Source organism: Sinomonas atrocyanea (assembly GCF_030812675.1).
GTDB classification, from domain to species: Bacteria; Actinomycetota; Actinomycetes; order Actinomycetales; family Micrococcaceae; genus Sinomonas; species Sinomonas atrocyanea_B.
In genome coordinates, this window is record NZ_JAUSTE010000009.1 from 41,682 (window position 1) to 60,111 (window position 18,430).

Consider the following 18,430-nt stretch of genomic DNA (forward strand, 5'->3'; position numbering starts at 1 on the left):
TGGCCGCTGGCACCCCGGTGCCGGCCGTCACTCCCCCGCGAGGCGCCGCTTGGTCTTTGCCGTCGCCACCGCGGTCCATGGGTCCTCCGGCCAGGGGTGCTTGGGGTAGCGGCCGCGCATTTCGGCGCGCACCTGCGCGTACGGGCCCGACCAGAAGGAGGCGAGATCGGCGGTCACCGCCAGCGGGCGTCCCGCCGGGGAGAGGAGATGGAAGAGCACGGGCACGCGCCCGTCCACGAGACGGGGCGTCTCAGCCCAGCCGAAGCACTCCTGGAGCTTGACCGCCACGATCGGGCTCGCCCCCGGCACCGCGGTGCCGTCCGGGCCGGGGACGTCCTCGACGGGCGGGTACTCGATCCGCACGCGCGACCCACTGGGCACCTCGAGCCGCTCGGGCGCCAGCTCGGGGAGCCGGGAGGCCTCGGGCCAGGGCAGGAGCCGACGCAGGGGCTCTGCGAGGTCGATCCCGCGAGCCGCGGCGCCCTGCGCGAGCGCATCGACCTCCGGGGCGAGCCAGTCGTCAAGGCGGGCGAGCAGTGCGGAGTCGGCCACGTCCGGCCACGGTGCACCGAGCTCGCGGTTCAGGAGCGCGAGCCTGCGCCGCAGCGCCTCCGCGCCCTCGGACCAGCCGATGACGCCGAGCCCGTGCGCCGCGAGTGCCCGGATGACCGCGGCGTGGCCCTCCTCGGCGGTGGGACGCACCGGGGTCGAGGCGAGCTGGATGGCACCCAGGCGCCGCTCGCGCCGCGCCACGACCCGGCCGTCCTCGAACTCGGCCTCGACGCGGTCCGTCAGCAGGTGCGCGGCGGCCGACTCGGCGAGCTCACGGCTGATCGGGGCTGCCGCGCGCACGACTGCGCCCGTCCCCGCCGCGTCCCGGCCCGCCGCCCGCGCGGCCTCGGCCACGGCGAGCCATTCGTGTCCCGACAGGGAGCTGCCGGCGGGGATGCCGGCCCGGGTGCCGGAGGCGAGCAGGTAGGCCTCCGGACCGCCGGGGACGCGGCGCGCCACCGACCCCGGGAAGGCGAGGGCAACCACGGCCCCCACCTCCGTTGAGGGGTCATGTCCCAGCGTTGAGGAGTCATGTCCCTGCGTTGAGGGGTCATGTCCCTGCGTTGAGGGGTCATGTCCCTGCGCGGACCCGGCCCCGGCGTCCCGCGCGATCCGCTCGAACCGCCGGACCTCCTCGGCCCAGGCGCGCGCCTGCGGGTCGCGGCCGGAGCGGAGTGCCGAGAGCAGGCGTCCGAGGTCGGCGCCGGGCGGGCGCAGGTCGCGGGCCGCCATCGCGACGGCTTCGGCGGCGGCCCGCGCGCCCACCAGTCGTGTCCCCTCGAGCAGGGCGCGCGCCAGCCGCGGGTCGGCCGGGATGCGCGCGAGCCGGCGCCCGAGCGCGGTCGCGTGTCCGGCGTCGTCCACGGCGCCGATCGCGGCGAGGGTGGAGACGGCGTCGGCCAGCGCTGGGCGCGGCGGCGCGTCCGGGAGCGCGAGCCCCAGGCCGCCGGGCGCACCCCAGCAGGCGAGGATGAGCGCTGCCTCCGTCAGGTCGGCGGCGGCGACCTCGGGGGTCGAGTGGGCCGGTGCCGCTGCGTAGGACCGCTCGTCGTAGCAGCGCACCACGCGGCCGGGCCCCTGGCGGGCGGCACGTCCGGCGCGCTGCTGCGCCGAGGCCCGGGAGCAGGAGACGGTCACGAGGCCGGACATCCCGCGCGAGGCGTCCCGGCGCAGTTCACGGGCCAGCCCGGAGTCGACGACGAGCCGCACTCCGGGGACCGTGAGCGAGGACTCGGCCAGCGCGGTCGAGACGACGATCCGCGGCCCGTCCCCGGGGCCGCGGCCGGACACTGCGCGGTCCTGCTCGGCGGCCGGGGCCTGCCCGTGGAGCTCGAGGACCTCGGTGCCCCGCACCCGCGCGCGCAGCCGCTCGGCCACGTGCCGGACCTCCCGGGCCCCTGGCACGAAGACGAGGGCGTCGACATCCCTGCCGGCGGCGAGCTCGGCGGCGTGCTCGCGTGCCGCGGTATCGGCCACGTGGTCGAGGAAGGCGCGGGCCACGCCGCGCTCGTCGATCCTCGGGGCGTCCCACGGTGCCCAGGCGACCTCGAGCGGATGCAGCGCGGACGGGCAGTCGACCACCGGCGCGGGCCCTTCCTCGTCGCCCAGCAGCGCGGCGAAGCGCGGGGCATCCACGGTGGCGGACATGGCAACGAGCCGGAGGTCGCCGCGCAGCTGGCGGACCTCGGCGAGCATGCCCACGAGCAGGTCGGTCTCGAGCCCGCGTTCGTGGACCTCGTCGAGGACCACGGCACCCACTCCCTCCAGCCCCGGATCGGCGAGCAGACGGCGCACGAGCACCCCCGGCGTGACGAACTCGACGACGGTGCCCGCACCGGCGGTGCGCTCGCCCCGCACCGTGTACCCGGTCCGGTTCGCCGCCCGGGCGCCGTCCAATGCGGCCAGCCGGTGGGCGGCGGCCCGGACTGCGACCCGACGCGGCTGGGTGACGACGACGCGCGGCGGGGCGCCGCCGTCGTGCGCCTCGGCGAGGGCAAGGTTCGCCACGAGCGGCGGGACGAGGGTGGTCTTGCCCGTTCCCGGCGGCGCCTGCACGACCGCGGCCGCTCCCGGGGCGGCAAGGGCAGCCCCGAGCTCCGCGAGCGAGCCGGCGAACGTGAGGCCGGCACCGATGCGGGCCAGGTCGAACGGCTGTGCGGGCGGGCGGGTGGTCATCGGTCCATTGTGCCGGGGGAAAGCGATCGGTGAGGGCCGCACAGCTGCGCCGGCCGATGCCGGCAGCGCCCTCGTCCGCGCAGTCCACCGCGCGGTGGGGACCTTTGGCGGCGTCGTCCTCATGACGCCGGTCGCGCTGCTGATCGGGCAGTTCGTCAGCCCGGTGCCCGGGGAGGTCCTCACCCGTGACCGTGCCGTGGAGACCCTCGTCGGGGCGGCGGTCGCCTTAGGGTCGTCCTGGCCACGACCGTCAGCAGCGCGGGACCGAGCGCCTACGCCCGGATGATGCGCCGGCGCCGCGCCTCGGCGATCGCCGCCGTCCGGTTCTCCACGCCGAGCTTGGCGTAGATGTGCACGAGGTGCGTCTTCACCGTGGCCTCGGAGATGAAGAGCGACTTCGCAAGCTGGCGGTTGCTCGCGCCGCCCGCCAGCAGGGCGAGCAGCTCGAGCTCGCGGTCCGAGAGCGCGTCCTCCAGCCGGGTGCGCTCGATCCGCGCCTCGACGCCGGGAGCCAGCACGCGCGCTCCGGCGGCGGCGTCGAGCACAGCCCGGCGGATCCGCTCCGGCGGGGCGTCCTTGAGCATGTAGCCGGAGGCGCCGGCGTCGAGGGCGGCCCGGATGTCGGCGTCGGTGTCGTAGGTGGTGAGGATGAGCACGGGCGGCGGATCCACGAGCTCGCGGAGCCGGGCCGTGGCCGTGACCCCGTCCATGCCGGCCATCTGCAGGTCCATGAGCACCACGTCGACCGTCTCCCCGAGCGCCCGGGCCCGGGTGAGCTCGGTGAGCGCCGCGGCGCCGTCGGAGGCCTCGGCCGCGACCTCCACCCCCTCGAAGCCGGCGAGCATCGCGCGGAGTCCTGCGCGGACCACCGGATGGTCGTCGACGAGCAGCACGCGGATCACGGCCGCTCCCCATGGTCGCCCGCGGGCCCGTGCGCGCCCGCGGGCAGCCGGACGGCCACCACGGTGCCCTCGCCGGGCGCAGACTCGAGGGTGAGCGCCCCGCCGGCCTCCTCGACCCGGTGCCGCAGGCCGCGCAGCCCGTACCCGGTCCCGTCCGGGCGCGGCCCGCGGGGCAGCGTGGCGGGGTCGAACCCCACCCCGTCGTCGAAGACGTCGAGCGTGACCTCCCCGTCGAGGTAGGCAAGGCTCACGACGGCGGCACTCGCCCGCGCGTGCGCCCAGACGTTCGCGAGGCTCGCCTGGGCGGCGCGCAGGAGGACCTCCTCCGCGCCGGTGCCGAGCGGGCGCGGCTCGCCGTCGGCCTCGAACCGGCACATGAATCCGGCGCCGCGGGCGGCGGCCTCGGCGGCCGTCTTCTCGCACAGCCTGCCGAGCGCGTCGGCGAGCGGGGAGGCGGTGCGCACCTCCCCTCCCGCAGGCTCGGCGCCGTCCCCCTCCGACCGCTCGGGGCCGAGCGCCGGCGAGCCGAGCCCGCGCACGAAGGCCCGTGCTTCGGCGAGGGACTCGGCGGCCGTGGCCTGCACGATGCCGAGCCTCTCGCGGGCAGCGGCGGAGTCGCCGTCGTCCAACGCGGCGGCGGCGGAGCGCCCCATGAGCACCACCGAGGAGAACCCCTGCGCGAGGGTGTCATGGATCTCCCGGGCGAGCCGCTCGCGCTCGGCCAGGACGCCCGCGCGGTGCTGGCTCTCGGCGAGCTGGGCACGGGTGCGGCGCAGCTCGTCGGCGGCGGCGCGCTGGGCCTCCGCCTCCGCATAGAGGGCGCGGTAGGCGAACGCCGTGACCACGGCGAACGCGGCCCCGAAGAGCGGGCCGAGGACCATCGCCACGGACAGGCCGCCGGCGTGCCACCCCAGCCCCAGGACCACGAGGGCGGCCGTGGCGGCGACGGCGCCCGCCCCCCACCACCGCGGCAGCAGGTGAAGCTGGAGGAAGAAGAGGGCGAACGCCACCCACGCGAACTCCCCGCTGACCGCCACGAGCACGAGCCACAGCCCGCATACCACCCCGAGCCACGGCAGCGAGTACCGGGCGGGGTCGGGTGCGGCCCCCTGGAAGTGCCGCTTCTCGAGCACGGTCCCGGCAAGGTAGACGAGTGCGAGCAGCACGGCGAGGGGAAGGACGACGCCGGCGGGCGCCTTCGCGGGGCCGCCCGCCTCGGCGGCGGTGACGGGCAGGAGCGAGCGCACAGTCCCCACCAGCAGGAGCGCGGCGAAGCCGACGTGCAGCGCCACGCGGAGCCAGCGCAGCACCCGCTCGGTCCGGGCGGCGGGGGCAGGGGCTGCGGGGGCAGGGGCCGGCGGCGTCCGGATGGCCGGCGCCGGGGAGCCCGGCGCGGCCGACTCAGGCATCGACGGCCTGCCTCCGAGCGGCCAGCCGGCGCGCGAGGGACCGCACGGTGAGGGCATCAGGTGCGCGGTCGAACTCTCCCCCCTGGGGGTCGTCCTGCCGACTGCGGCGCACGGGGTCGCCGCCCGGATCGTAGATGTCCATGAGCACCCGCACGCAGAGATAGGCGACCGCGCCCATGTGGGCGAGGACGGCTCCGACATAGTAGGGCGAGTCGATGTTGTTGGTGGCCGGACCGCCGCCCGTGATCGCGCCGAGGTACATCCAGACGGCCCACCAGTGGAGGGCCTCGACGGCCATCCAGATCAGGAAGTCGCGCCAGCGTGGCCGCGCGAGCGCGAGCAGGGGGATGAGCCACAGGACGTACTGCGGAGAGTAGACCTTGTTGGTGAGGATGAAGGCGGCGACCAGCAGGAACATGACCTGGGCGAGGCGAGGCCGGCGCGGGGCGTGGAGCGCCGCGAAGGCGATGAGCAGGCACGCGAGCACGAAGGAGACGACCGCGATCGCGGTGACGGCCGGCGCGTCGAGCGCGGCCCAGCGCAGGCGGCCGGCAACGAGGTTCCAGGCGTAGTACGCCGAGGAGAATCCGGCCTGCCGGTCCCGCGTGAAGTCGAAGAAGTACTGCCAGCCGCGAGGGTCCAGGATCATGAACGGCAGGTTGGCCGCGAGCCACGTGGCCGCGGCTCCGCCGAGCGCGAGCCACAGCGGCCGGTACCGCCCGGTGCGGACGGCCAGGATGAGGATGGCGCCGAGCGCGAGGACGGGGTAGAGCTTCGTGGCCGTGCCGAGGCCGATGAACACCCCGGCCCAGAGTGGCTGGCGGCGGGCGAACGCGTAGGTGCCGAGGGCCAGCAGCGCCACGGGCCACATGTCCCAGTTGATGAACCCGGCGAGGACCGCCCCCGGGGCAACGGCGAGCATGGCGGCGTCCCAGGGGCGCCGGGTGTTCGAGCGGGCGGTCGCGACGACGGCGACGATCCACATCACGGCGACGAGCACGGCGTTGATGTCGAAGTAGCCGAGGGCCCGCGCCGCGGTGTTCCCGGTTCCCGGGACGAGGAGGGCGGTGAGGCCGGCGATGAGGCTCGTGAGCACCGGGTACTCGAACGGGGTGTTGGCGTTGAGGAAGGGCAGGACGCCGTCGGCGAGCCCGCGCTCCTTGAACAGCACCGGGAAGTCGGAGTAGCACGTGGCGTAGAAGTGCTGCGGGCTGGTCCAGCCGTTGACCCGGCAATAGCCCTTCAGGAGGACGCCGAGCACCGCCGCGACCACGGTCAGGATCACGAGGACCCGTTCGGGGGTCCAGAACCCGCTGCGGATGATCCCGGGCGCTGCATGCTCGCCGAGGGGTCCGCCCACGGCCTCGGAGAGCGTGTGGAGCAGGGGGTCGTTGCGGGTCGGCGAGATGACCGCCTGCCGCGCTTCGGGCTTCTCGTCGGGGCGCACCACCATGGCGTCGAGCCTACCGGCTGGCAGGACGGCCCGCCCCGGCGTCGGGGCGGGCCGTCGGGGTGCGCGGGATCAGGCGGCCGCGGTCACGCCGAATCCGGCGAGCCAGGTCTGGGCCGCCGCGATGTCGACGCGCTGGTACCCGTCGATGTACCGGCAGTTGGCCGTGAGGCCGTAGCTCGTGACGCCCACGATCGCGCCCTGGTAGAGCACCGGGCCGCCGGAGTCGCCGAAGCACGTGCCGCCGGTGCCCTTGGTGTCGTTGGGGTTGCCGTTGGCCTGGAACACCTGCGGGCCGACCTTCTGCAGCGGCATGTCGACATACCGGCGCAGGAGCGGGTAGCTCATGGGTGTCGGCTTCTGCGGCCCCGAGTCCGGCTTGCGCACTTCGGTGCCGTAGCCCACCGCGGTGACGAGGGTCTTGGGCACGTCGCCGGGCCGGATCGCGTCGAGCGTGCCGGCCGTGGCGACGGGATAGATCGGCAGGCCCGCCGGCGCCGGAGCATCCAGCACCACGACTCCCACGTCGTTCCAGTTCTTCATGTCGGTGAAGTCCGAGTAGCCGGGATGCGTGTGGGCGGTGCCCGAGACCTTCCCCTCGAGGTCCGCGGGCGTGTAGCCGACGCTCGGATCCGCGGCCGCCGGCAGGACGCCGGCCGCCGGCTGCTCGGCGACCACCGAGCGGAAGTCCACGTAGACCTTGCCGACCGTGCCGGACGTGCAGTGCGCGGCGGTCAGCAGCACGGTCGGTGAGACGAGCGACGCCGAGCAGCGGTACCGGCCGGTGCCGTCGTAGAAGGCGATCATCGCGACGCCCGGGTGCGTATCGCCGTCGGCGGTTCCGCCGGTGCTCGCCTGGGCGGGCGCCGCGATGAAGGCCGCGCTGAAGGCCGTGGTCAGGGCCGCAATGAGGGCGGCGAGTTTCCTGTGCATGGTTCCCCTTTCACGTGCGCGGGTGCAGCGCACGTGAAAGGGATTCTTCAGGATGGCCGCCGGCCTGGGAAGGGTGCGGTCAGAGGATCGGCCGGGAGAGGACGAGCTCGCGCTGGACGGCGTCGCGGTGCGCGTCGATGCGCTCCGCGTCGATCCGGGCCATGGTGAGGGCGCTCAGGGCGCGGCGGATGCGGTGGGCCACAGGGGTCACCTCCTCGTGGGGGATGTGGGCCGGCGGGAGCACGGGTGCGGACGACGGCGTGCGGGCCGCCGTCCGCTCGGCGGGCTGCGGTTCGGCGTCGGTCAGGGGCGGGGTGCGCGAGGGCATGGGAGCTCCAGGGCAGGGGGCAGCGCAGGAGGGCGCGGCACGGGCGGTTCATCGCGGGGCGCGATGAAAAGGCATGCGTTATCGCCGAAGGGGAATAACGCATCGAATTCCGCAGCCCAATTTCGCCCGCGGCAAATGCGGGGAAAGGCGAGGCACCGGAATGGCCCGCGGAATATCAGGGGTCCGCAGGACGTGCCGCCGTCGCGGGCCCACGGGGGGCATCAGGGACGGCGGGGGAAGGGAAGCGTGGCGGTTGGTCCGGACGGCCGATCGGGCACGTCGGGAGCGCTGATCGCTCCGCGGCAGCCTCCTGTCACCACCCGCCCGGACGCGCCACCCGTCAGGTGGCGCTCAGAGGCGAGGTGAGGTGCAGAGGACCGCTGGCCGAAGGATCAGGCGCCGAGGGCGCCAAAGACCGGCAGGAGGCCGCGGCGACGGCCCGTCGCAAACGCAGTCCAACCACGGTTGAGAACCTTGGTAATCGTCATCGGTCCAGCCTCCTTCTTCTCCAGTAGGTCCTTGGGCAACTGCTTCGGGAACGGCACAAAAGGCCGTGCAGAATTAAAGTACCCGGTCGCTGCGATAAACCGCAAGCGGAAAATCAGGATTCTTTGAAAGAATTCCCAGCTGCCGGTGCGGAGGCCTCAGAGCCCCCAGGCCTCGATGGCCGGGGTCCTCTTGTCCCAGCCCAGCCGGCAGGCCTTGGCGGTGCCGAGCACAAAGTGACGCCCGGCGGAAGCGGGAAGCCCGAGCCACCGGGCCGCGAGGATCCGGCAGAAGTGGCCGTGGGCCACCACGAGGGCGTTCTCGACGCCGGCGGTCCGCACGCGCTCGACGATCCTGTCGGCGCGCTCTCCGACGTGCTCGAGGGTCTCGCCGTGGGGCACGCCGTCCTTCCAGATGAGGTAGTCCGGGTTCTCGGCCCGTACGTCGGCCGACCGGACGCCCTCGTAGTCGCCGTAGTCCCATTCGACGGCGTTTGGCTCCGGCTGCGCGTCGGGGAAGCCCGCGAGCTCCGCCGTGCGGCGCGCCCGCACCAGCGGCGAGGTCAGCACGAGGCCGAAGCTGACGCCGTCGAGCGCCCGGCGGGCCGCACGGGCCTGATCCTCGCCGATCGGCGTCAGCGGCAGGTCGGTCAGACCGGTGTACTGCCCGCTCCTGGACCATTCGGTCTCGCCGTGGCGCAGGAGCCACAGCCGCGTGAGACCGAAGTCCTCCATGCCCGGAAGGCCCATCCCGTCCACTAGTGCTCCCTGCTCTCGACGTTCTCTGCTGCCGCTGATGCCGACTCCGGCTGCTGCACCCACCACTCGAGCAGGCGTCCGCGCGCCTCGTCCTCGGACGCGGGGCCGTGCTCCATGCGCTCCTCGAGCAGGAACCTGTACGCCCGGCCCACCAGCGGGCCCGGACGGACGCCCAGGATGGACATGATCTGCTGCCCGTCGAGGTCGGGGCGGATCGAGGCGAGTTCCTCCTGCTCGGCCAGCTCCGAGATGCGCCGCTCGAGGTCGTCGTAGGCGAAGGCGAGACGGTCCGCCTTGCGCTGGTTGCGGGTCGTGACGTCGGAGCGGGTGAGCCGGTGCAGCCGTTCGAGGAGGGGGCCGGCGTCGGTCACGTAGCGGCGCACGGCCGAGTCGCTCCACCCGGCCTCTCCGTAGCCGTAGAAGCGCATGTGGAGTTCGACGAGCCGCGCCACGGCCTTGATCGTGTCATTGTCGAAGCGGAGGGCCTTCATGCGCTTCTTCACGAGCTTCGACCCGACGACGTCGTGGTGGCGGAAGGTGACCCCGCCGCCGGGCTCGAAGCGCCGCGTAGCCGGCTTGCCGACGTCGTGCATCAGCGCCGCGAACCGCAGCACGAAGTCCGGGCCGGGCACGGGGCCGTCCGGGCCGGTCTCGAGGCCGGCGGCCTGCTCGAGGACCTTGAGCGAGTGGTGGTACACGTCCTTGTGGCGATGGTGCTCGTCCGCCTCGAGGCGGAGCGCCGGGACCTCCGGGATCACATGCTCGGCAAGCCCCGTCTCCACGAGCAGGTCGATCCCGGTCCCGGGCTCGGCGCCGTTGACGAGCTTCACGAGCTCGTCGCGGACCCGCTCGGCCGAGACGATGGCGATCCGCTCCGCCATGTCCGCCATCGCGGCGCGCACCTCGGGGGCCACCCCGACGCGCAGCTGGGAGGCGAAGCGGGCGGCGCGCATCATGCGCAGCGGGTCGTCCGAGAAGGACAGCTCGGGCGCGCCCGGCGTCCTGAGGATCCCGGCGCGCAGGTCCGCCAGGCCGCCGAAGGGGTCGACCAGGGCCAGCGAGGGCAGGCGCAGCGCCATCGCATTCATGCTGAAGTCGCGTCGGCCGAGGTCCGCCTCGAGGCTCGTCCCGAAGGCCACCTCGGGCTTGCGCGAGTCGGAGTCGTAGGCCTCGGCCCGATAGGTCGTGACCTCGATCTGGTGCCTGTCCTTGCGCAGCCCGATCGTGCCGAACTCACGGCCGATGTCCCAGTGGGCGTCCGCCCACCCCTTCACCACGGCGAGCGTCTCGTCCGGCGTCGCATCGGTCGTGAAGTCCAGGTCCGGGGAGGTGCGGCCCAGGAAGAGGTCGCGGACGGGGCCGCCCACGAGGGAGAGTTCGAACCCCGCCCCGGCGAACCTCCGCCCGAGCTCCAGGACCACCGGGTCCACCTCGAACTGGGGCCCCTGCGCTGCCGTGTCATCTGCTGCCATAGTCCTTAAAGCTTGGCAGATCCCGGCGCGTGCGCGTTCCGCGCCCCCGGTGCCCTGCGGGCCGGGGCTCGTTGGTTAGAGTGGACTGCATGGTCATCCCGTTGCCGAGCGATCCTCAGAAGAGGAGGAGTGCGCCCCTGCCGTCGGCCGTCGGGCCGCACATCGCCCCGGCCGGGCACGCCTATCCGTCGTCGCTCCCCACGGTCGAAGAAGTCTCGGCCGGAGGTGTCGTCGTCGACACGGCGGACCCCAACCTGCCGGTGGCGATCATCGCCCGGCTCAACCGCGGCGGCCGCCTCGAGTGGTGCCTGCCCAAGGGCCACCCCGAGGGCCGCGAGTCGAACGAGCGGGCCGCCATCCGCGAGATCAGCGAGGAGACGGGCATCTCCGGCGAGATCCTCGCCCCGCTGGGCAGCATCGACTACTGGTTCACCGTGACGGGCCACCGTGTCCACAAGACCGTGCACCACTATCTCCTGCGGGCCGTCGGCGGGAGCCTGACCATCGAGAACGATCCCGACCACGAGGCGGTCGACGTCGCGTGGATCCCCATCTCCGAGCTCACCCGGCGCCTGTCCTTCCCGAATGAGCGCCGCATCGCGGACCTGGCCCGCGAGGTGCTTCCCGAGCACCTCCTCTCGTGAGGCAGGCTGTGGCGTCACCCAAGTCCGCACCCGCCTCCGAGGCCCGCTCGAGCGCGATCATGGCCGCCGGCACCCTCGTCTCGAGGGCGCTCGGCTTCATCCGCTCGTGGATGCTCATCCTGGCCCTCGGCCTGGGATCGACGGTGGCGGACACGTTCGTCAACGCGAACAACCTGCCGAACCTGATCTTCCTGCTCGTGGCCGGCGGAGTGTTCAACTCCGTCCTGGTCCCGCAGATCATCAAGGCCAGCAAGGCGGCGGACGGAGGAGCTGACTACATCAGCCGCCTCCTCACGCTCGGCGTGATCGTCATGCTGGTCCTCACCGCCGCGGTCACCGTGGCCGCTCCGTGGGTCATGCGGCTGACCACCTCGGGGTACAGCCCGCAGCAGCTGGCCCTCGCGACAGTGTTCGCCTACTGGTGCCTCCCGCAGATCTTCTTCTACGGCCTGTACGCCCTCCTGACCCAGGTGCTCAACGCGCACGGGGCCTTCGGGCCCGCGATGTGGGCGCCGATCGTGAACAACATCGTCGCGATCAGCGGCCTGGGCATGTTCGTGTGGATCTTCGGGGCCAACCGGAGCAATCCGCACAGCCTCGACAACTGGACCGGCGCCCACACCTTCTTCATCGCAGCGGTGTCCACGATCGGCGTCGCGATCCAGACGGCCCTGCTGTTCATTCCGGTCCTCAAGCTCAGGCTCGGCCTGAGGCCCCGCTTCGGCTGGCGGGGCGTGGGCCTCGGGGCCGCAGCCAGACTGGGGACCTGGACGCTCGCGACCACCGCGGTGGGCCAGCTGACCTTCCTCTACGTCATGCGCGTCGCCTCGCAGCCGGGTGCAGAGCGCGAGCGGCTCCAGGAGGCAGGCAACCCGCTGTGGCAGCAGGTCCCCGGCAACACCGTCCTCGAGATCGCGTCGCAGCTGTACCTGCTGCCGCACTCGATCATTGCGCTGTCCCTCGCCACGGTGCTCTTCAACCGGATGACCGAGGCGTCCCAGGCCGGCAACCGCGCCGGCGTCCGGGAGGCGCTCTCCCACGGCCTGCGCACCATGGCCGTCGCGACGGTCTTCGCGGCCCTTGCCCTGTTCGCCCTGGCCGCCCCGCTGGGCATGTTCTTCTCCGGCGGCCGTGCGTCCGACGGCGTCATGCTCGCCCAGACCCTGAGCATCCTGGCGCTCAGCACGCCGTTCATGAGCGCGAACTTCATGATGGCCCGCGTCTTCTACGCCAAGGAGGACGCCCGGACCCCGTTCAAGATCCAGCTGTGGCTCGCGATCCTCAACGTGGTGGGCGCCTTCGTGATCCAGTTCCTGCCGCCGCGGTACATCATCTTCTCGATCGCCGGGCTGTACACGGTGGGGAACATCCTCTCCGTCGTCCTCAGCAGCCACTACCTCCGCCGCCAGCTCGGCCACCTCGACGGGCCCACGGTGGCCCGCTCCTACGTCCGGATGGGCTACGCGGCGACGGGCTCGGCCGTAGTGGGCGCCCTCGCCGTCGGGGTGCTCGGGGGCTACAACCCGAGCGGCTTCATCTGGAGTTCCAACTGGGCGGCGCTCGCGGCGATCGTGATCATCGCGGTCCCCATGCTCGTGGTCTACTTCGTGCTGCTGCGGCTCTTCCGCGTCACCGAGGTGCAGGACCTGCTCGGCCCGATCCTCGGCCGGCTCGGCGGCCGGTTCGCGCGAGGAGGCGCCACGTCGTCGTCCGCCCCCGCGCACGACGACGGCGCTGCCGCCGGCTCCCGCGGGGGGCCCGCCGAGGCTCCCATCACCGCGGCGCTGAGCACGATCTCGGACGACACCGGCATCATCCCGCGCATCTCGGGCCAGTTCGACCCCGTCATGTACCGGGCCAGGCCGGCCACCGCGCCGGTCGAGAAGATCCCGGGCCGGCACACCTTCCAGGGCCCGCCCGGGGAGAATCCGCACTTCCCGGACGATTCCGACCACCACCGCCCCGAGGCTTGACAGCCCCTTCCGCTAGGATCACTAGCAGCACAAGCGCGGCCACCGGTCGTGCCCGCGCCAGCGACCAGGAGGTATCCGTGGCCCAGTCCATCGACGTCGGCACCGTACTCGGGGGGCGGTACAAAGTCACGTCTTCGATCGTGACGTCCCACGAGAGCGACCTCGTCCTCGACGGCGTGGACCAAGTCCTGAACCGGCCCGTGAGCATTCTCGTCGCGGGCCCCTCGAATGCCGACCAGCTCGCCCAGAGCGCCCGCGAGGTGGCCATGGGCGAGCGGCACGGTTCCGTCCAGGTGCTGGACCTCGGGATCAGCCACGGGTCCACATACCTCATCACGAACCACACGTCGCCTGCGGACCTGCTCGACCTGATCGTCCCGCAGGAGACGCCCTACGTCGAGCCGTTCTTCACCGACACCCTGGGCAGCGAGATCTTCGGCGAATCCCGGTCGCGCGAGCCGGAGACGTACGACGGCATGGTGGACCCGGGACGCCCCGACCAGTACATCCGCTATGACGACTACGGGCAGCCGGAGCATCACGAGGGCGAGGACGCCCACGGCGGTGCTGCCGGCGCGGCAGCTGCTGGCGGGGCCGCTGGTGCCGCCGCCGCCGCGGCTGCAGCACGGCGGCAGCACCAGCAGTACGAACAGGGCGGTTTCCCTCCCCCGCAGGCCCGGCCTGAGCAGCAGCCTCCGCGCACGGCGCAGGGGCCGGCCGCAGCCCCCGGATCCGTCCCGCCGCCCCCGCAGGCGCCCCCTCGCTCGGGCGGCGGCCCGTCGTCCTCCGCTGACGCCGCCACGCAGTCCTTCCGTTCGGCGGCCGTTCCAGGAGCCGCTGCTGCGGGTGCTGGTGCTGCGGGTGCGGGTGCCACGGGTGCGGGTGCCGAGCCCGCGTCCGAGGCCGCGTCCCCGAAGGTCAGCCCTTGGTCACCCGGGGACCGGGATGCCTCGGCTGGCACCCCGACGGCGCCCGCGCCTCAGCAGAAGCCCGCCCCGCAGCCGCAGCAGCGCCACCATGAGCCGTCGGCCGGCGCGGCGCCCTTCCTGCCTGCGGCGGTCAGGCCGTCGTCATCCGCCCCTCGCGTCGCCGACTACGAGGACGACGACGAGGCGACGCGCCCGCGCTCGATGCCCTGGCTCGTCGGCGGGGTGCTCGCCGTGGTGCTCATCGCCGCGCTCATCTTCGCCTTCACCACCCTCGGCGGACTGTTCCAGCCGCAGCAGGGAGGCACGGCCAACAGCACGAGCCAGCCCAGCCAGCAGCCAACTGCCAGCCAGGAGACCACGGCGTCTGCGTCGGCCGCGCCTACGGCACCCACGGCGCCGCCCGCCATCGATTCGGTCACCCGGCTCAACCCCGAAGACCTCTCCTTCGCGAACTCGTTCGACAGCAGGCTGCCGCTGACCTTCGACGGGAACACCGCCACGTACTGGTCCGACATGGAGTTCGCACGCGAGGACTGGGGCGGATTCACCAAGAGCGTTGCCCTCTCGGTCAAGCTCGCGAACCCCGCCCAGGTCAAGCAGGTCACGCTCATCCAGTCCGGGGGTTCGGGCGGAAACCTCAGCATCTACACCAACAGCCAGCCGAGCCTCAGCGGTGCCACCCTGGCGGGAACCACGTCCTTCACCGGGCCGCAGGTGTCGGTGCCCGTCAGCGGGACTCCCACCGCGCAGTACGTGATCATCCAGATCAACGCGCTCCCGCGGCTCTCCGCGCCCAAGACGCAGTACCCGTACGGACTCCGGCTCGCAGAGATCAAGGTCGAGTAGCGCCGAGTCCGCACGGCGGCAAGGCGAGGGCCCCGGGGTGATCCCCGGGGCCCTCTGCCGTGTCCCAGCACGTATGACCCGCGCTTGGGATTGAGCGCGGGCCCATGGGTACCCTTGGACCAGACAGCGTCCCGGAATATCGGCCCTCATCGGCGCGTTGTGGATGCTGACGCCAACCATTGATTGCCAAGGAAGAGGTACGCACTCCGTGAGCACTGCAGAGACGAGCGCAGAGATCCGCGACGTCATCGTCGTCGGTTCGGGTCCCGCGGGGTACACCGCTGGCATCTATACCGCGCGAGCCAACCTGAATCCGTTGATCTTCGCGGGTTCCGTGACCGCCGGCGGTGAGCTCATGAACACCACCGAGGTCGAGAACTTCCCCGGCTTCCCTGAGGGGATCCAGGGCCCCGAGCTCATGGACAAGTTCGAGCAGCAGGCCTCGAAGTTCGGCGCCCAGATCGAATTCGAGGACGTTGAGTCGCTCGAGCTCGAGGGCGACATCAAGACGGTGACCCTCTCCGGTGGTGAGTCCTACAGGGCACGCACGGTGATCATCGCGACCGGCTCCGCGTACCGCGAACTCGGCCTCCCGAATGAGAAGCGCCTGTCGGGCCACGGCGTCAGCTGGTGTGCGACCTGCGATGGATTCTTCTTCAAGGACCAGGACATCGCCGTCATCGGCGGCGGCGACTCCGCGATGGAGGAGGCGCTCTTCCTCACCAAGTTCGCTCGCTCGGTCACCGTGGTGCACCGGCGCGATTCGCTGCGGGCCTCCAAGATCATGGCCGACCGTGCGCTCGCCCACGAGAAGATCACCTTCGTGTGGAACTCCGAGGTCGCAGACGTGGTCGGCGGCGACAAGGTGACGGGTCTCAAGCTCCGCAACCTCGTCGACGGGAGCGAGTCCGAGATCGCCGTGACCGGCGTCTTCGTGGCCATCGGCAACGATCCCCGGACGAGCCTCGTCAAGGACGTTCTCGAGCTCACCCCAGAAGGGACGATCGCCGTCGAGGGCCGATCCTCCAAGACGAGCATCCCGGGCGTCTTCGCCGCCGGTGACGTCGTCGACCCCACGTACCGGCAGGCGATCACTGCAGCCGGTTCGGGTTGTGTCGCCGCCCTGGACGTCGAGCACTATCTCGCGGACGTCGAAGCTCGTTCCCTCGCCGCACAGTCCTGAGCCCCCCTACAGATCGGAACAGAAGAGATGAGCAACGCCAAGAACGTTACCGATGCCGAGTTCACCGACAAGGTCCTCATGTCCGAAAAGCCGGTCATTGTGGACTTTTGGGCCGAATGGTGCGGGCCGTGCCGCAAGCTCGGCCCCATCCTCGATGACATCTCCGTCGAGTACGCCGACAAAGTTGATGTGGTGAAGGTCGATGTCGACAACAACCCGAACATCGCTGCCGAGTACGGCATCACCTCCATTCCTGCGGTTTACCTCTTTGAGAAGGGCAAGGTGACCGGAACGGTCATCGGTGCGCGGCCCAAGCAGTACTTCGAGAAGGAGTGGAACGAGGTCCTCGCGAAGTAGATACTTCGGAGAGCCCCACGCTCCAGGGGAGGACGCGCGTTGCGTCCTCCCCTTTTTCTATGCCCGGGTTCTTCGGTGCACCGGCTCACTGGGTCCAAAAGGCTCATCAAAGGTGGGCCCTTCAGCGGGCGTTTCACGTGAAACACGACGTTCCGGTTATGCGAACCGAACGGGGACGTCTCAGCGAGATGCCGCCGACCAGCAGCCCTCCCGATACCCATTTCAAGCGCATTCCTGAAGCGTCGGGATGTGTAGGGCCAGCACGCTAGGGCACCCGCCGCTTCCCACCCGGAGAAGCGCGCGCCGCGAACCGGGGGTAAGGCCGTCGCGCTGACCCAATGGGAGGGGCGCGCGGCGCTCCGCAGGGCTTGGGCGGTTCGGTGAGCTTTGGCGAGCCCAGTGGCTGCTGCAATCCCGCACTTCGTGCGAAGGCGGCTCATCTTTCATTATCGGTAACAGACCTCCTGTGCGCGGTGTCTGAAAGCGGTGCCTAAAGTGCGCGAGCTCCCGGTCACGCCATGAGATGCGTCGCGGGCGGATTCCCGTCTTGTTTCACGTGAAACAGTGCGCTGCTTCAGGTGGCGGCATCGGACGATCCGGGGTGGTGCGATTCGTTCAGACACGTGGCTGAGACATCGTGCCGTCCACGCAAGGTGCGGAGGGCAGCGCGCTCTTTGACAGACCCTTCGATGGATAGTGGCCTGTGCGCAGAGCTCACCTGAGGAGCCGACACGTCGCCTCATACCCGCGGACGGCCCTCAAGACCGCTCAGCGCAAACCGTTCATCCGCGACGCCCAGCCGGTCGCAACTCTCCAGATACGATCCTCCGTACGTGCCGACACTACGCTCGCCGACCGCCATATGGAATGCGGGCGGACCCATACCCGGCTGCGGCACCAGAAGATGGCGGAGCCAGCCATTGGCACACGATCTGACAAGCGAGCCCGGGCGACTAGTGAGATCTGGTCCTCGCGCTCGTACAGATCCGTGCAACGGTGCGAGTCTGCGGAACGGCGCGCTTTCCGAGGTAAACCTCGTTGAGCCTCTCTCCACTGCGGCCGGCCCGTTCCTCGAACTTCTATCTGCGTGAACAGAGGAGCCGTCGGCTCAGTCCACCGCGATGGTGACCGCGTCGCGGTGAGCCCATATCCTGTGAGAATCTGACGGAACGCCCAGTGCTCGAGACACCTCCTCCTGATGATCAAGCGGTCGTCGTTCCTGACAGACGGGCCAAGCAGGGCGAGGATCATCGGGCCGTCTCTTCCTCCACGTCGCCGTCCGGGCACTACGACAGTCTGGTCCAGGTGCGGCCCGCCACTTCTCAGCTCCTTCCATCGGGGACCGGGGCGATACACGGGCTCGAGTGCAACGGCCTCCTCCTCCCCACCGTCACGCACCCGTGCCCCCTTTGTTGCGCGGCGTCATTCATGCTAGATGGTGCACGCATGGCCGATGGTGAGTCTTTACCCTCACAGTGCGGGGCAAGCGCGGTGTGAGAAGTTTTCCCCTGCTCCGTCGGCCCGCTCATCCGGGCGGGCTAAGCAGCTCACCCGCGCGTTCCCAGTCGACTGATCGCCCCGTCCTAAAAGTGGGGCGGACCCGCCGCGCTGGAATACGGCGCCCATTGGTCGAGCGGTTTCACGTGAAACATGTCGCCATGACACTGCCTAGGCGGCACTTCGACACTCGCGGGAGGCTAGGCATCCACTGGCTTATCCACATCCGTTCTGGAACGGACCGCGGTTCTCCACAGAGTTATCCACAGTCGGTATCCACAGAGGCCTGTCAGAAGCTCGCGGATCTCACTCAGCACCTGGGGCACGACACCGATGCTTCGCCGCGGCCCAGCCCACTTCGCCTGCCTTTCGTCCGCACTGCTGAAGGTCCTCCCGGCAGGCGTAAGCCGGCGTGTGGACCCGCCTATGGGGTTTCCGCCCTTGAATTCGGCCGTTTCCGGTCTACTTTCGATGCAGGAGGCTCACATGACGAGGTCACAGGTTCGCGGGAAAACTCGTTCGCGACGCCTCGGGCG

The 18,430-nt window shown here is 71.4% G+C and carries 13 protein-coding genes; 5 read left to right on the forward strand and 8 right to left on the reverse strand.

The features are described 5' to 3' along the window. Positions 1-27: 27 nt before the first annotated feature. The 8 genes from hrpB to J2W20_RS13170 all read right to left on the reverse strand — a co-directional run bounded on the left by hrpB (position 28) and on the right by J2W20_RS13170 (position 10,465). Complete coding sequence (gene hrpB, locus J2W20_RS13135; protein WP_307007125.1) at positions 28-2,727, reverse strand: ATP-dependent helicase HrpB; 2,700 nt, start codon at positions 2,725-2,727, stop codon at positions 28-30. Positions 2,728-2,999: 272 nt separating this feature from the next. Further along, positions 3,000-3,629, reverse strand: coding sequence for a response regulator transcription factor (locus J2W20_RS13140; RefSeq protein WP_307007126.1), 630 nt, complete (start codon positions 3,627-3,629; stop codon positions 3,000-3,002). Next, the gene (locus J2W20_RS13145; protein ID WP_307007127.1) at positions 3,626-5,038 is read right to left on the reverse strand and encodes a sensor histidine kinase; all 1,413 of its coding nucleotides are present in this window, start codon (positions 5,036-5,038) and stop codon (positions 3,626-3,628) included. The genes J2W20_RS13140 and J2W20_RS13145 overlap by 4 nt, the downstream gene beginning before the upstream one ends. After that, on the reverse strand, positions 5,031-6,491 hold the full coding sequence (locus tag J2W20_RS13150; protein ID WP_307007128.1) for a glycosyltransferase family 87 protein: 1,461 nt from the start codon (positions 6,489-6,491) through the stop codon (positions 5,031-5,033). The genes J2W20_RS13145 and J2W20_RS13150 overlap by 8 nt, the downstream gene beginning before the upstream one ends. 69 nt (positions 6,492-6,560) lie before the next feature. Beyond that, entirely contained in the window at positions 6,561-7,421 is an 861-nt protein-coding gene (locus J2W20_RS13155; protein ID WP_307007129.1) for a S1 family peptidase, read from the reverse strand. A gap of 79 nt (positions 7,422-7,500) precedes the next feature. After that, complete coding sequence (locus J2W20_RS13160) at positions 7,501-7,749, reverse strand: hypothetical protein (RefSeq protein WP_307007130.1); 249 nt, start codon at positions 7,747-7,749, stop codon at positions 7,501-7,503. A 644-nt stretch (positions 7,750-8,393) separates the two neighbouring features. Beyond that, on the reverse strand, positions 8,394-8,984 hold the full coding sequence (locus J2W20_RS13165; RefSeq protein WP_307007253.1) for a histidine phosphatase family protein: 591 nt from the start codon (positions 8,982-8,984) through the stop codon (positions 8,394-8,396). A gap of 8 nt (positions 8,985-8,992) precedes the next feature. Beyond that, on the reverse strand, positions 8,993-10,465 hold the full coding sequence (locus J2W20_RS13170; RefSeq protein ID WP_307007131.1) for a CCA tRNA nucleotidyltransferase: 1,473 nt from the start codon (positions 10,463-10,465) through the stop codon (positions 8,993-8,995). A gap of 137 nt (positions 10,466-10,602) precedes the next feature. Between J2W20_RS13170 and J2W20_RS13175 the strand changes: the two genes are divergently transcribed. The 5 genes from J2W20_RS13175 to trxA all read left to right on the forward strand — a co-directional run bounded on the left by J2W20_RS13175 (position 10,603) and on the right by trxA (position 16,397). Beyond that, positions 10,603-11,109, forward strand: coding sequence for an NUDIX hydrolase (locus J2W20_RS13175; RefSeq protein ID WP_307007254.1), 507 nt, complete (start codon positions 10,603-10,605; stop codon positions 11,107-11,109). Between the two features lie 8 nt (positions 11,110-11,117). Beyond that, positions 11,118-13,082: a murein biosynthesis integral membrane protein MurJ gene (murJ, locus tag J2W20_RS13180; RefSeq protein ID WP_307007132.1), complete on the forward strand. Its 1,965-nt coding sequence runs from the start codon at positions 11,118-11,120 to the stop codon at positions 13,080-13,082. A gap of 77 nt (positions 13,083-13,159) precedes the next feature. After that, a complete protein-coding gene (locus J2W20_RS13185) occupies positions 13,160-14,857 on the forward strand; it encodes an ABC transporter substrate-binding protein (protein ID WP_307007133.1) in 1,698 nt (565 codons plus the stop codon). Positions 14,858-15,065: 208 nt separating this feature from the next. Next, a complete protein-coding gene (gene trxB, locus J2W20_RS13190; RefSeq protein ID WP_307007134.1) occupies positions 15,066-16,040 on the forward strand; it encodes a thioredoxin-disulfide reductase in 975 nt (324 codons plus the stop codon). A gap of 27 nt (positions 16,041-16,067) precedes the next feature. Further along, positions 16,068-16,397, forward strand: coding sequence for a thioredoxin (gene trxA, locus J2W20_RS13195; RefSeq protein WP_066501726.1), 330 nt, complete (start codon positions 16,068-16,070; stop codon positions 16,395-16,397). The last annotated feature ends 2,033 nt before the right edge of the window (positions 16,398-18,430 follow it).